This is a genomic window from Sporosarcina obsidiansis (assembly GCF_009651005.1).
In the GTDB taxonomy this organism is placed as follows: domain Bacteria; phylum Bacillota; class Bacilli; order Bacillales_A; family Planococcaceae; genus Sporosarcina; species Sporosarcina obsidiansis.
In genome coordinates this window covers 94,156-108,185 of sequence record NZ_WHVW01000002.1, presented here as the reverse complement: position 1 = coordinate 108,185, position 14,030 = coordinate 94,156, and the positions used below count along the sequence as shown (strand labels likewise).

Genomic DNA, 14,030 nt, shown 5'->3' with positions numbered 1-14,030 from the left:
TTAATGTTGACTTTCGTTGGAACTTGGTTAAAATGAAAGACATACGAATTTACATGTTGAAAAAACCGAAGTAATGATAGCGAGATTCCGTAGTAGAGAGGCAACGGTTGGTGAAAGTTGCTCGGTGCGCTATGCATGAATTACAGTTTTGGAGTGTACGTTGTGCGCAACGTTATCAGCGCCTAAAAGCCGGAGAGTTTCTCTCAAGCCGGGTGGTACCGCGTTATGTTTAATAACTCAACTAACGTCCCTGCATGATCATTTTTGATCGTGTGGGGATTTTTTTGTTGAAGTAGGAGGAATAGGAAAATGTCGAATGAATTAATGGATGATTTAAGATGGAGAGGCCTGCTATACCAGCAGACGAATGAAGAAGGTCTGGAGAAATTATTAACAGATGAAAAGATTTCTTTATACTGTGGCGTAGATCCGACAGCGGATAGTATGCATATTGGTCATATTGTACCATTATTGACTTTGAGACGTTTTCAATTACATGGACATCAGCCGATTTTATTGATCGGTGGAGCAACCGGTATGATAGGGGATCCATCTGGACGCTCTGAGGAACGTCAATTGCAAACAACGGAGCAAGTGGCGGATAATGTACGCGGCATCAAAAAACAACTAGAGATGATTTTTGATTTCCAATCAGACAATGGCGCGAAGTTAGTTAACAACAACGACTGGATTGGGTCGATGTCATTGATCGAATTTCTGCGTGACTACGGTAAATTATTGAGCGTCAATTATATGTTGGCGAAAGATAATGTCGCATCTCGTTTGGATCAAGGGATTTCTTACACAGAATTCTCTTACATGCTCATGCAAGGAGCAGACTTCAATCATTTATACGACCATCATAATTGCCGCGTGCAAATTGGTGGATCGGATCAGTGGGGGAATATTACAACGGGACTTGAAGTGATCCGTAAATTGCATGAAGAAGAAGTAAAAGCATACGGCTTCACGATTCCACTCGTGACAAAAGCGGACGGAACGAAATTCGGAAAATCTGCTGGCGGTGCGGTTTGGTTGGATGCGAAAAAGACCTCTCCTTATGAGTTCTACCAATTCTGGATCAACGCAGCGGATGCAGATGTTGTAAAATATTTGAAAATTTTCACTTTCCTGAGCCGTGAAGAAATCGAAGCGCTCGAAATATCAGTGCAAGAAGAACCGCATTTACGTAAAGCTCAAAAAACATTAGCAGAAGAAATGACACGTCTGATCCATGGCGAAGCAGCACTTGAGCAAGCGATCCGTATTTCAGCCGCGTTGTTCAGTGGAGATTTAAAAGCTTTGACAGCTTCCGAAATGAAAGATGCATTTAAAGATGTACCAACTGTCGAAATGGAGAAAGCAGACCAAAACATCATTGACTTTATCGTCCAGGCAGGCGTATCTCCATCGAAGAGACAAGCTAGAGAAGATGTTACAAATGGTGCCATTTCATTTAATGGGGAACGCATTACGGACACAGACTTTACTGTAGGGGCAGACCAGCGACTGGAAGATGCCTTTACAATTGTACGACGTGGGAAAAAGAAATATAGTATGGTGAAGTTTGTTTGAGATTGTAGGAAAACTTGGAAGGTATAGAATGTGATTGAAAGCCCCTGAATTGAGTTATTTATTCAGGGGCTTATTTGTTTTAATGAACTAGCATCTTTTAATCAAAGGATCTGATTACTAAATATCATCGTAACATCTTTCGAATCGCTTTTACGAAACGTCCATTCGTTATAGGAGTTGCTATTATGAATGGAATTTTAAGGAAATACCTCTTTCTTTATCGAATGTAGGAAAAAAGGGAGTGGAAATTCATGATTCTCAAAAGAACATACTCTGATATCGATGTTAGAAATTTTATTGACATGTTTTCTTTAGAAGTAAGAAATGGCCTGGATGTCACCTATAGAAAAGAGTCGTTAAAACATATTAAGGAAGATAGGGAATTTACGGATGCCTTAAAAACCGAGTGTGGGATTTACTACTTTATCCAATGAGATATTGTTAAATATGTAGGAAGAGCGCTACCGGCAGTAGGATTAAGATCAAGAATTCTAAATCAAATGAATGCTTTTGGTGATGAAAATTGGGATAAAGTTATTACTGATGATGGAACTGAAATTGCAGTAATTATATTCAATAACGTAGAACAATGGTATTTTATTTCTGCATTGGAACACTACCTCATCGAGAAGCTTGAACGACCTATTTTTAACAAGCGATGCTAAATATCATCGCCTAATTGGCTCTTTTTTATTGTACATAATGTATAACTAGACATAGCATAAGCTAGCGATTTTTTTATGTATAAAGTATAACTCAATTTTATGGCAATAAAAACAATGAATAAATTACTATTCCCGAGAGATGCTAATAACGGTTAGTCATATAAATCATTGGAGGTGCCATAATGAAAGGAAAATTTTTAGCATTGCCATTGGCGGTAGTATTGCTATTAAGCGCTTGTGGGGACGACAATGAAGCGGATAATTTTGATGTGAAGGATCCGTTGATGGAGGACAGCGGGGAGAATGATGTAGGCAAATAATAATACAATTCAATAAATACAGTTCAGGGGTTGTCCAGAAAGTGAACTGCTCCCCGTCAAGTAGACAGTAATAATAAATAAAATGTAATTAGACGGCTTTAGCTCTGAATTCAATTGGGCTAAGGCCGTTTAGCCGTTCTTGCAGGCGTTCATTGTTATAGAAATTAATGTATTCATCAATCGCTTGTTCTAATTCCGTAAACGTCTCGTATGTATTCAGATAATATTTCTCGCATTTCAGCGCACCCCAAAAAGACTCGATCGGTGAGTTATCGATGCAACGACCGACACGGGACATACTCGGCGTTATTCCCGCCTTTTCTGTCATTTCCTTAAAACGGGGACTAGTGTATTGGAAACCGCGATCACTATGAAGGATCGGAGTAACATTAGGCTCTTCTTGCAAGGCTTTCTCCAGCGTTTCAAAAACCAATGCATTATTGTTTGAACGTCCAAGTACATAAGCGATAATAGAGCCGTCAAAAAGATCTCGGATGGCACTGAGATAGGCCTTGGAAGATGAACCGTATTTGAATTCTGTTACATCCGTAACCCACTTCTCATTCGGCTCCTCGGCTACAAATTGACGATTCAATATATTCTCTGCCACATGTGTAGGGGTGGTTTTCTGATATCGTTTACGTTTTCTACGGATGACAGACTGGATTCCGGCTAGCTTCATCAGACGATAAATACGCTTATGGTTAAATGTTCTGTTGAATTTCCGTTCCAGTACCATTTTCATTCGACGATATCCATAAATCCCTTTATGCTTCTTGTGGAGCTTCCGAATCTCTGACAGGAGTTCCTGATTAAGCTTCTCTTCCTTCGTCACTTCACGATCCAGCCATTTGTAATAAGATGAGCGTACAACACCAGCTTCTTCGCATAGAAGCTGGATGGGGAATCCATCATCCCCATGGACTTCCCTGATAGCTAGATATTGATCTTCAAGCCGTAGCCTGCTTAGAATCGCCTCCTTTCGAATTCCTCTAGCTTTTTTAAAAGTGCTAGCTCGGCTTTCAGTCGCTGATTTTCTTTCTCTTTCGCCTTCAGTTCGATCTTCATCCGCTCTTCAGGAGATAAATCCTCCTCCAGCTTTCCTAGACCTCTTCTGTCCTTTAAGGCCGCTTCACCCCCGACTTCATACTTTTTCACCCATTGATAAACTTGATTGTATGAGACATTAAACTCATTAGCTATTTTTTGATAGTTCTTATTCAAAGCGATGCACTGAAGTGTAATCTCCAACCGTTCGCTTAACGTCGTCTTTCTTCCCTGCGTCATGGAAACACCTTGCCCTTTCTGGTCTCGTGTGACCTTTCCATGACTAGTATACTTGTTCACCCATCTACGCAAAACAGCTGTGCTTGAGATATCATACTGAAGAATGGTCTCCAGTTGAGAATATTTGCCGGAGAGATAGTCCTGAACGGCTACTTTCTTCTGTTCTTGCGTATATTTTCTTTGGACACCATGAGTCTGGAGACCTTTGACACCATATCGCTCATACTGCTTTCTCCACAGTTTGAAGGCACTTGGGCTAACATTAAAATGACGACAAGTATAAGCAATGGAATACCCTTGTTCCTCATAAAAATGTAGAATCTCCAGCTTTTTCTTAGTAGGAACACTTGGAACTGGCATAAAAAACTCCCCCCAAAGTAGACATTTGTTTTTTCCATTGTCTACTTTGAGGGGAGCATATCACTTGAAATCATTTGAGGATTACGAAAGCATTTTTTTGAAAGGATGGGCGGTGATCCTTTGAATTATCGCTGCAATGTATGTGGATGCAAGAGGGCTTGGATCGTATCGGGCCTGTTCGTTCATTGTGAAGAGTGTGCTTATAATTAACTGGAAGGCAGCCTGCTTGACGAGGGCTATTTTTTTATTATAAAAACTTAGTCTCAAGAAAGAAAAATTCTTCTTACAATCGCAAAAACTGGCCAATGAGAGAATGTAAGGGCTGAAAGTTTTAGGATAATTATAAATACAACTAATTAATTATAGTATTTTTGTAGTATATTGGTAGACAACAAGGAAGTGAGGGAGATTATGAAACTAAATAACAAGTTTATAATAGTATGGTGGGTAGGGTTGATACTGGTATTTGGTGGGATAATCATTAGTCGATACAAATATTATCTTTCGGGAAATATAGTCGGTTTGGATTACTTACTACTAATAATGTTTTTCTTTTTAGTTTTTTTACCTCTGTATACAGAAATGAGTATGTTTGGTTTTTCTTTAAAAAGAGAGATTGAATCAGTTGGAGGAGAAATTAAAGAGTTAAAAACAATGGTAATTAGCAACTCTAATAGCAATCACGTGTATTTCTCACAGAGTGGTAATTTAAATGAAGAACAACAAAAGCAAATTGAGAAGGACCTATCAAAAAATAAAAAGAATGAAACCGATTTGATAGAAAAATTTATGTCAAACAATGATGAAATTCTTAAGTTTTTTACTATCCGATATCTAATAGAAAGGGAGATTAGGAGAATGTCCGTCACTTATTCAAAAGAACCTAATAAAAAGCCGGTTATTCATTTAGTGAAAATGTTAGATAACTATGGCATTTTTGAACCGTATATCGCAAATGCATTATTTGAGATTAATTCAATTACGTCTAAAGCAATTCATGGTGAAGAAATACGAGATAACGACAAAAAATTCGTATTAAAGAATGGACCTATATTGTTACAAAAGTTAAAATCAATAGAATAAAAAAGAGCGTCTACATAGCCACTCTTTTTATTTTCTTTAGATGGAAATATATTGAATACGAAGGGATGCTAAATCTTGTTATAGTGGGAACGCCGTTCAACTGTTTTATGTAATTTTTGTGTGAAGTAGCAAAGGCGAGGGAATTACTAGAGCATGGTGAATACAAAATTGTGACGCATAAGAGGAAAGTTTTGCGGATGCGGAGGGGAGAGGGGGAGAAGTTTTGAGTGAGAGAAAGCTGGAGAGTCGTATACTTTATATTTTGGTAACAGTCTTATTAATTTCAATGCTAACTCTATGTTTTGGAATCTTAATGAATGAAAATGGCTTTAAGCCAAATAAAGATCTTGTAAACCCGATTTCTACATTTTTAGGGGCATTATTAGGTGCTGGTTTATCAGGAGGAATTGCAATATACGCAGCAAAGGTACAAGTTAATAAACAGCAGGATATCTTCTTAAAGGAGATAGAATATAGAGATGAAAAAGAGAAAAACAAAGAAAAACAAAACTTGGTTAAGTTACATAAAAAACAATTATTAGTGTTACAAAAAATTGAAATTGAACTTATTAAAATTATTCAGCAAACTTCTCAGGTTCAAAGGCAAGCTCAAACTGTGGTGTTTAATTCGGGAAATTCGTTTTTACAAACAGTTACGAAAATAAAAAAGACAAATAACTACTACTGGGATGACCTTGATTTTATTATGGATTTAAACTTAAAATTTCATCTTCAGTTACTGAAGGATCAATACAATGAATTCACTGAAATTTTGGCAATAGAAACAGCGGCATATGAAGATGATATAGATTTACTTAAATTGAAAATAGCAGATCTAATTTCAAAGAAAGATAAAGGATTTATTACTGAGGAAGAAAAGATTCGACTTAAACAATTAAATTTTAAAAAAATGAAGATTCTAGTCGAATATCATTATTACAAAGACGAAAAAAAGAGTATGTGGATTGTAGCTAAAAATGGAACATATATTCATTTGGCAGATGATCTACGTAATGAAGTTAGAAATTTAATTGATGAGAGTAGCAAAATATGTGGTGTAAAAGTAAGCGGAGATCCATTTGAACTAATAGATTTATAGATCATATGGCCAACCAGAGGATAACATTTGATTGCAGCATTGCGCTGCGTCATTTGTTGTCCTCTTTTTTATTTCACAAAAAGGATTGATATGCGATCGATGAAAAGTGAACTTCATCGTGTGGGGCTAGTACAGCCTGTTAAACAAGCGGAAGCGAAGAAGGATACTAGGAAAAACAAGAAACGAAACGAGCGGTTGAGTGAGCGGGATTTGCTTGATTTTATGGGCGTTGACCGTGATACATACCGACGCGGACTAGGTGGCGCATTTAGAAGAAAGTAGATTGATTTGAACGAGAAACAGGCGAAAAAGTGGATTCGTGATTATCATTGGATGATGAACACGGTAAAGATGTTATTCGACGACGTGAAAAATGCTGGAGAGGGTTTAGTCGCTCAATATGGAGATGAAGCAGGCATGCCGAAAGCTAAGGGGTTAACAGGAGATGTTGTGTTAAGTGAGGTTATCAGGCATGGGAAGCATTGGGACCGCATTGCTGACTACGAAAAGAAGATCCAGTTCATTCAGCAAAATATCTATGTGATTACAGAAGAGAGGGAAGTGGAGATTCTTCACTGGTTACTTGAGGGGGAAAGCTACGCCTGGATATCAAGACATATGGGATTATCGCAGACCCATACGAAACCCATTTGTTCATCCATCGCTAGTCAAATAGTTAGGAATGTTAGAAACGGACGATGTGGTTGAATTGTGTGGTAAGGACGATGAAAACAAAAGAATAAAAAGAATGATATACTGGAAAGCAGGTCGGGGAGTCGGATCAGCACAGGCGATGCATTGGTCTGATTTCCCGTTTTTGAGCGTGAGTTATTTGTCCTTTGAGATTAAGTTCTTGAATTAAAGGATTTTCTCCTTATTTAGCGATTGGTGTCAATATAAAGGGGAGAGATTTGTCAAAAGGTATTTTAAGTATTTAGTTCTTAGTTGGTCCCTTCAATCAAATTATAGATTAGCAATGGTTTTGAGTTTGCTATTAGTTTATTAGACGTTTATGACTCCTATATAGTACAATTGAAGCATTCGTAAAGTAGGGGGGTTGAAATATGTATTCGATTGGGATAAGGATATCCCCAAGCACAAGGTCACCTAAAGTATATTATGCCGTGATTAATGACCAAGAAGACGAATTTGAAATTATTAGATGTTCGTTTTTGAACATCCCCTTATCATTAGAAATTCCAGAGCAACTCGCTTTTATTAGAACAAACTTACTTGCTATTATTTTACAGTATAATATTACTCATGCTGGACTTAGAATCACAGAAACAGTGGCACGAACACCCTCTGTTTATAGAATGAATATTGAGGGAGTTGTACAGGAATTATTTGCTAATAGTACTATTGAAAAATATTCGGTAATGAAAATTGTTCAGATGTCTAGACTTTTAGAGACTGGGGATATAAAAAAATATCTTGAAGCTGCTGAAAGTTTTGCTGGGATCGAAAAATGGGAAGAATATAAACTAGAAGAGCGTGAATGTTTAGTTGTAGCTTGTGCAGCTACAGTTCTATGAGGAGTGTTTGAGAAATATGCTAATTGTAGATACATCATTGAGTTTAGAATATAGGGAAGAGATAGGACTAGAGGGGAGAAATTCAACAGTCAACAAGGCTTTTGATCCTCAATTAAACGCTGAATTAGTAGTTAAGCGAATTAATAAATCGGAGTTTACCAAAACAGAAGATTATTTTAAAGAAGCACAAATGCTTTACGCATCAGAGCATCCGAATATAATGGGGATTAAATATGCCACCCAAGATACAGATTATATTTATCTGACAATGGATTATTATAAAAATGGATCCATAAATTCTTTATTAGAGAAAAGATTCCTGACAGTAAAGGAGATAATTAAATACTCATTAGAATTTCTTTCAGGTATACATTTTATGCACACGAAAAATTTGGTTCATTTTGATATTAAACCAACCAATATTTTAATAAGTAACTCTAATAAGGCTGTTGTTACTGACTTTGGTCTGGCTAAATATTTGAATGAAAGTGGATTTGCTCAACCAGATAAGTTTTATCCACTTCATGTGCCACCTGAAACTTTTGAAACAGGAAAATTTTCATTTTATACAGATATATATCAGGCAGGTTTAACTATATATAGGATGTGTAATGGTAATACAAATTTTAAACAACAGCTTCGAGATTTGAATATACAAAATCAAGAACAACTAGCTGAAGCAATAAGGAAGAATAAATTTCCGCAAAAAAGTAATTTTTTACCTCACATACCAGATAAGTTTCAACAAATCATTAAAAAATCGCTGATGAATGACGTGACTAAGAGGTATGAGACAATATTGGATATGATTAATGAAATCAGCAGTATTGAAGATGTTTATAATTGGGAGTATACTGAAGGGGAGAATGACCATTTTAAATTCACAGAAGAAAATGAGAATCATAAACTTGAATTGAGTCTAATTCAAGTCGATGATAAATGGGAAACAATTGGAGTAAGAATAAGGAGTAGTGATAATAAAACTACCCGTGTTACCAAATGGTGTACATCTGGATATAATAATAAAGAAGAAGCTTTTATGGAAATAAAGAAAATGTTAAAGTATAAATAAAGATTTATTGTGAAAAGGGGGTAATATCGTGAAAAAGTTTAAGGCTAAAAAAATAGCACTAACTAATCACAAGACTCCATTTCCTATTGACACGTTACATGAACGTTTAATAAAGGCTAAAGCGATTGATATGAGGGATAATTATCGTATTGTAGAAACCTTCGATGGTTATATACAAGTATTGCCTATAGATAACACCAAATTATACAAATAAAATCCTTAGCATCCTTCGGGCTGCTTTTTCTATGCCTAAAAATAAAAGAATGAGTGGTGTGTTATGAAAATTACATAGGAAATAATATTCATTAAGGCTAGAACAGCGCATTGCCGAAAGGAAACTACTTGTAAAAATGCTGTGACTGCATTCAGTGGGCGACAATCGTAAAAGTAGTGAATGTTCATGGATGACGCGAAGGTCCTTTTTTAGCTTGCTAGTCGATAATTATCGAACGATTAAAAAAGGGGCACCAGGTGTTGTGTCGAACTAAGTTTAGTAAAGGAGGTGAGAATGTGGCAGAATTATACCACAACAGGCCAGATATAAGATTTCATATTGAACAATTCCCTAATAATCAAGTCTATTTCTTTATGAAAGAAAAATATCATGAATTAACCAATCAAGGAGACGCCGATTTGGGCGAAGAAGGAAGAAAATATCACGAACAGGTAGAAGTACTTGCTGGTGAAAAGTTCTCTCTTCGACCAGAAGAAACAGCGGCTATTTTTGACGAATTAGACACGGAAGCTAGAAACTTTATGTTAAACAATAAATAAAAGGATGGGCCTAGAGCCTGTCCTTTTTCTTTTCACGGATTAATGAAACGACTACAGAGGATAGCACACAGAGGGCGATAGGTGATTAGGTAGGGGAAATATGTTCATGAATGTTATAGGAAGCCATCAGGGGCATTGTGGGCGTGTACTTTTAGTTACAAGGTGAATCAGTAGCGTAAGAACTGTTACTCATTTTTGAGTGTCCAATAATGAACAGTCATTTCTGGATAACCATTCATTTAGGGGCTTCCTCAATTTTGAGGAGATGTTGGCAGCTGGATATTCAGCCGCGAGAGAGGAGCGCTCAAATTTGAGCCGTCATATTTACTGCCCATTTTTGGACAGTCGTCAATTTGGGTATGGTTGACTCCCTAGATTTGGAGAGTGAGAAAAAGATGTCCTCAATTATGAGGAGTCGTCACGCCTGATAATTCAGGAGTGAAATAGGTGAATCCAAATTTGGTTTCTCTTCAATATCCAGGACATGAAATAGGCAAACGCATATTTGCACTGTCCAAATCTGGACCGTAACATATTCGGTAATGAGATAGTTCTTTTATAGTATGCGGAATTTTGAGCATACTCAAAATTCGGGAGTGAGATCCGGCTTTACTTACCCCCTTCTGTCCATAGCCCGCCAAGGTTATTTCGTGTTAGCCTCAAACTAGCCCCAATTCAGCCCCAAATACATGCTTTTTAACGGAGCGACATACATAATTGAAATAAACAAAAAAAGCCCAGAAACCTTGAAATAACAAGGTTTCTAAGGCTTTTAATACCATGGTTTGCAATGCAAACTTATTAACGAGAGTAGAATTCAACGATCAATGCTTCGTTGATTTCAGCAGATAATTCGCTACGCTCTGGAAGGCGGACGAATGTACCTTTTTTAGAATCTTTGTCGAATGTTACGTAGTCAGGAACATAGCTGTTCACTTCTAGTGCTTCTTCAACTGCAGTTAGGTTTTGAGATTTCTCACGAAGAGAGATTTCTTGACCTGGCTTCACAGCGTAAGATGGAATATCTACACGTTTGCCGTCAACTAGTACGTGACCGTGGTTGACTAACTGGCGAGCTGCACGACGAGTGCGAGCAAGACCCATACGGTATACAACGTTATCCAAACGAGCTTCAAGAAGGATCATGAAGTTTTCACCGTGGATCCCTTGCATTTTACCTGCTTTGTTGAAAAGCGTACGGAATTGACGTTCGTTTACGCCATACATGAAACGTAGTTTTTGTTTTTCTTGTAATTGCATTCCGTATTCGGAAAGTTTTTTACGTTGGTTAGGACCGTGTTGTCCTGGTGCGTACGGACGTTTTTCAATTTCTTTACCTGTGCCGCTTAGTGAAATACCAAGACGACGTGATAGTTTCCAAGATGGACCTGTATATCGAGCCATGAGAGACTCCTCCTCTGTTGGTTTTATTTTGTTGTAAAATAAGACCAGATATGTTCAAACCATTTGCCATTCTATTATCTTGCAACTTCGCCTCTGCAGCCCCGAGGTTACACGATGCACCTTCAAAAAAGGAATAGACTGGACAAAACGGAACACATAACTGCTGCAACTATTTTACACAAAGAATAGCATACCAATTTATTGGTTTGAGGTCAAGTAATAAGTAAAACAATGCAAGAGTAGAGCGGCAAGTCTTTTGTTTTTTTAGAAATCGCGGTACACTAAAAGTGAGTGGGGATTAAGCGCTTTCAAACCATTTCTGAATAGGATAGTACAAGGAGGAATCAACATGCAAAAGAATAACAACTGGCATAAAGAAACAGCGATGATTCATGAAGGGTACAACAGCAAAGAACATCAAGGAAGTCTTTCTGTCCCTTTATATCAAACGGCAACCTATGTATTTGATTCAGCTGAGCAAGGCGAACGACGATTTGCGGGTGAAGAGAACGGTAATATTTATTCGCGTTTAGGCAATCCGACTGTCGGTGTATTGGAAGAACGGATTGCTAGAATGGAAGAAGGTGCAGCAGGTTTAGCTTTTGCTTCGGGAATGGCGGCTGTGAGCGCGGTGCTTGTTCATGTTACGAAAGCCAACGATCATGTTCTTTGTTCTCGAGGCATTTATGGTTGTACGTTCGGTCTATTAAAAATTATGGAAGAAAAGTATAATATTACACATGATTTGATCTCCATGAGGACAGAGGAAGAAATCGAAAAAGCAGTGACACCTGAAACGGTATGTATATATGTAGAAACACCAATCAATCCCACGATGGAATTGGTGGATTTACAAGCAGTCGTTAAGGTAGCGAAACGTCACGGCTTACGAGTGATCGTGGATAATACGTTTTGTTCGCCATATATCCAAACTCCATTGACGTTCGGAGTCGATTTCGTGTTGCATAGTGCGACAAAGTATTTAAATGGCCATGGCGATGTCATTGCTGGTTTATTGGTAGGAAATGATAAAGAAGAAATGGCGGTCATTCGCAGTACTGTTCAAAAAGACTATGGTGGTGTTATATCGCCATTTGATGCTTGGTTACTGCTACGTGGTATTAAAACTTTACCTGTACGAATGGATCGACATGCTGCCAATGCGAAAATTCTCTTTGATTATTTGCGAAAACATTCGAAAGTAGATGAAGTATATTATCCATTTGACGAACATCATCCACAGTATGAGATTGCAAAGAAGCAAATGAAAACAGGTGGTGGATTGATTTCATTTACAATTAAAGGCGGAAAAGAAGAAGCGCAGAAATTGCTCAATCATTTATCGCTCGTCAAGTTGGCGGTCAGTCTGGGTGATGCGGAAACACTGATGCAACACCCGGCCACCATGACACATTCCGCTGTACCGAAGGCGGAACGTGAAAAAATGGGTGTTTCGGATGGCTTGTTGCGTTTATCAGTAGGGTTAGAACATATGGATGATATCATTGGTGATCTAGAGCAAGCGTTCCAATTAATCTAATACTAAAATAGTAAAACGGGCTGACCCTGAGAGGGTTAGCCCGTTTTATACGACGAAGGCAATAAAGCCGTCATACTGTTGAGGAAGGGCTGCCTAAATTGAGAGGCAGCCCTACATGTTGATAACTTCTATATCGTGTTGGTTTTATATTCATGTAGAATCTGAAAGTACCGTATTTGCCGCGGTCGTTGTTCTACTGGTTGTTTTACTTAAGCAACGCAAACCCTACCTACTTTTGCGTCCTTGCGACCCTATAGTCGCGCCAGTATGAATAAGTGTTCCGAAAAACATTTGCAGAACGCCATTTATTGTGTCAGATCAGTTATCAATCCCAAATAGCTATTATATACTACTTTTGTTCGTAAGTCAACATACAAATAAATCGAAGTTGAAATCATTGTTTGTCTTTAATGACCTTTAAGGAATATCATACACCATTCAAGGAAATAAGCCACACTCCCAACTGGCAGAAATGGGTATTAAATTGGATTTCGAAGCGTTAAGTTTAGGACAACTTAGAGAACTCGCGTGGGTATATATCGTACCTAATTATCTGGAGTAAACAAGTAAAATAGTAGAGTGTTTCGAAAACTCAAGATCGAATGGTCAGGGTTCTGATGAGATACAAAAAATAGTAAAAGCTGCTAGCGAAAATCGAATAAGCCGTCTGATGTTAGAGGATGGCCGACTTTATTTTAGTAAAATCAAGTTGAAGACTGGAGGAATTCAGACAGTAGATATGGAAAAAGCAGTAGTGGATGATGTAATGGAAGATTTGGCGGATTTTGTCCTTTAAAGCGGAGGAGAAGTAGTAATTCTTCCTGAAGAGCGTATGCCTGTCGATACAAGTGTAGCAGCAGTCTATAAATGGTAAAAAACAGCTAGCAAGAGAAACCCACCTCTTGCTAGCTGTTTTTGTTACTAATTTTCCAAAATCTCTTTGGCGGCCATCAATGCGTTTTGTACACGAGGAAAACCGATGTAAGGAATCAATTGCATCATACTCTCAACGATTTCCGTTTTGGTTAAACCAACTGTCAGTCCACGCTTCACATGGGTTTCGATCTGTGGAATGGTACCTTGCGTGACTAATGAAGCAATTGTCACTAATTGGCGCTGTTTACTATCCAGTCCTGGTCTAGAATAGATTTCTCCATAACCGAATTCTACAATATACTTTCGTAAATCAGGAGCCAGCTCTTTTAAAGCGTCAGCAGTCATCATTCGTTCTGCTTCCTCTTCGCTAACATATTCCTTAATTTTACGTAGACCTGCATCCAATTGTTTAGTTGACATGGAAAACTCCTCCTTAATTT

16 protein-coding genes are annotated in these 14,030 nt (G+C 37.8%); 13 read left to right on the top strand and 3 right to left on the bottom strand.

The window, feature by feature from the left end; all coding sequences use genetic code 11:
• Positions 1–309: 309 nt before the first annotated feature.
• From tyrS to GD002_RS17735, 3 genes are all read left to right on the top strand, one after another.
• Positions 310–1,575: a tyrosine--tRNA ligase gene (gene tyrS, locus GD002_RS02125; protein ID WP_153730687.1), complete on the top strand. Its 1,266-nt coding sequence runs from the start codon at positions 310–312 to the stop codon at positions 1,573–1,575.
• Between the two features lie 500 nt (positions 1,576–2,075).
• Entirely contained in the window at positions 2,076–2,240 is a 165-nt protein-coding gene (locus tag GD002_RS02120; RefSeq protein ID WP_153730686.1) for a hypothetical protein, read from the top strand.
• 182 nt (positions 2,241–2,422) lie between these two features.
• Positions 2,423–2,560, top strand: coding sequence for a hypothetical protein (locus GD002_RS17735; RefSeq protein WP_194841436.1), 138 nt, complete (start codon positions 2,423–2,425; stop codon positions 2,558–2,560).
• Positions 2,561–2,648: 88 nt separating this feature from the next.
• Here the strand turns inward: GD002_RS17735 and GD002_RS02115 are convergent.
• Positions 2,649–4,207 (bottom strand): IS3 family transposase gene (locus tag GD002_RS02115; RefSeq protein ID WP_153730685.1). Its coding sequence is split into 2 segments (ribosomal slippage): positions 2,649–3,556 and positions 3,556–4,207, totalling 1,560 coding nucleotides; the frame shifts between segments, so codons are not numbered across the junction.
• Between the two features lie 411 nt (positions 4,208–4,618).
• Here GD002_RS02115 and GD002_RS02110 point away from each other — a divergent pair.
• The 8 genes from GD002_RS02110 to GD002_RS02075 all read left to right on the top strand — a co-directional run bounded on the left by GD002_RS02110 (position 4,619) and on the right by GD002_RS02075 (position 9,770).
• Positions 4,619–5,290: a hypothetical protein gene (locus GD002_RS02110; protein ID WP_153730684.1), complete on the top strand. Its 672-nt coding sequence runs from the start codon at positions 4,619–4,621 to the stop codon at positions 5,288–5,290.
• A 223-nt stretch (positions 5,291–5,513) separates the two neighbouring features.
• On the top strand, positions 5,514–6,389 hold the full coding sequence (locus GD002_RS02105) for a hypothetical protein (protein ID WP_153730683.1): 876 nt from the start codon (positions 5,514–5,516) through the stop codon (positions 6,387–6,389).
• 90 nt (positions 6,390–6,479) lie between these two features.
• A complete protein-coding gene (locus GD002_RS02100) occupies positions 6,480–6,671 on the top strand; it encodes a hypothetical protein (protein ID WP_153730682.1) in 192 nt (63 codons plus the stop codon).
• A gap of 6 nt (positions 6,672–6,677) precedes the next feature.
• Positions 6,678–7,097, top strand: a complete 420-nt coding sequence (locus GD002_RS02095; RefSeq protein WP_153730681.1) for a helix-turn-helix transcriptional regulator — start codon at positions 6,678–6,680, stop codon at positions 7,095–7,097.
• A 356-nt stretch (positions 7,098–7,453) separates the two neighbouring features.
• Entirely contained in the window at positions 7,454–7,924 is a 471-nt protein-coding gene (locus GD002_RS02090) for a hypothetical protein (RefSeq protein ID WP_153730680.1), read from the top strand.
• 16 nt (positions 7,925–7,940) lie between these two features.
• Positions 7,941–8,996, top strand: coding sequence for a serine/threonine-protein kinase (locus GD002_RS02085; RefSeq protein ID WP_153730679.1), 1,056 nt, complete (start codon positions 7,941–7,943; stop codon positions 8,994–8,996).
• Positions 8,997–9,024: 28 nt separating this feature from the next.
• Complete coding sequence (locus GD002_RS02080; RefSeq protein WP_153730678.1) at positions 9,025–9,210, top strand: hypothetical protein; 186 nt, start codon at positions 9,025–9,027, stop codon at positions 9,208–9,210.
• Between the two features lie 296 nt (positions 9,211–9,506).
• Entirely contained in the window at positions 9,507–9,770 is a 264-nt protein-coding gene (locus GD002_RS02075) for a hypothetical protein (RefSeq protein ID WP_153730677.1), read from the top strand.
• 801 nt (positions 9,771–10,571) lie between these two features.
• Here GD002_RS02075 and rpsD read toward each other — a convergent pair.
• On the bottom strand, positions 10,572–11,174 hold the full coding sequence (gene rpsD, locus GD002_RS02070; RefSeq protein ID WP_153730676.1) for a 30S ribosomal protein S4: 603 nt from the start codon (positions 11,172–11,174) through the stop codon (positions 10,572–10,574).
• Between the two features lie 349 nt (positions 11,175–11,523).
• Here rpsD and megL point away from each other — a divergent pair, with 349 nt between their 5' ends.
• On the top strand, positions 11,524–12,714 hold the full coding sequence (gene megL, locus GD002_RS02065; RefSeq protein WP_153730675.1) for a methionine gamma-lyase: 1,191 nt from the start codon (positions 11,524–11,526) through the stop codon (positions 12,712–12,714).
• Between the two features lie 670 nt (positions 12,715–13,384).
• Positions 13,385–13,510 carry a hypothetical protein gene (locus GD002_RS18010; protein WP_255425120.1) on the top strand — a complete coding sequence of 42 codons (126 nt, stop codon included), beginning with the start codon at positions 13,385–13,387 and terminating at the stop codon, positions 13,508–13,510.
• 125 nt (positions 13,511–13,635) lie between these two features.
• Here GD002_RS18010 and GD002_RS02060 read toward each other — a convergent pair whose 3' ends face one another.
• Positions 13,636–14,010, bottom strand: a complete 375-nt coding sequence (locus GD002_RS02060) for a carboxymuconolactone decarboxylase family protein (protein WP_153730674.1) — start codon at positions 14,008–14,010, stop codon at positions 13,636–13,638.
• Positions 14,011–14,030: the final 20 nt, after the last annotated feature.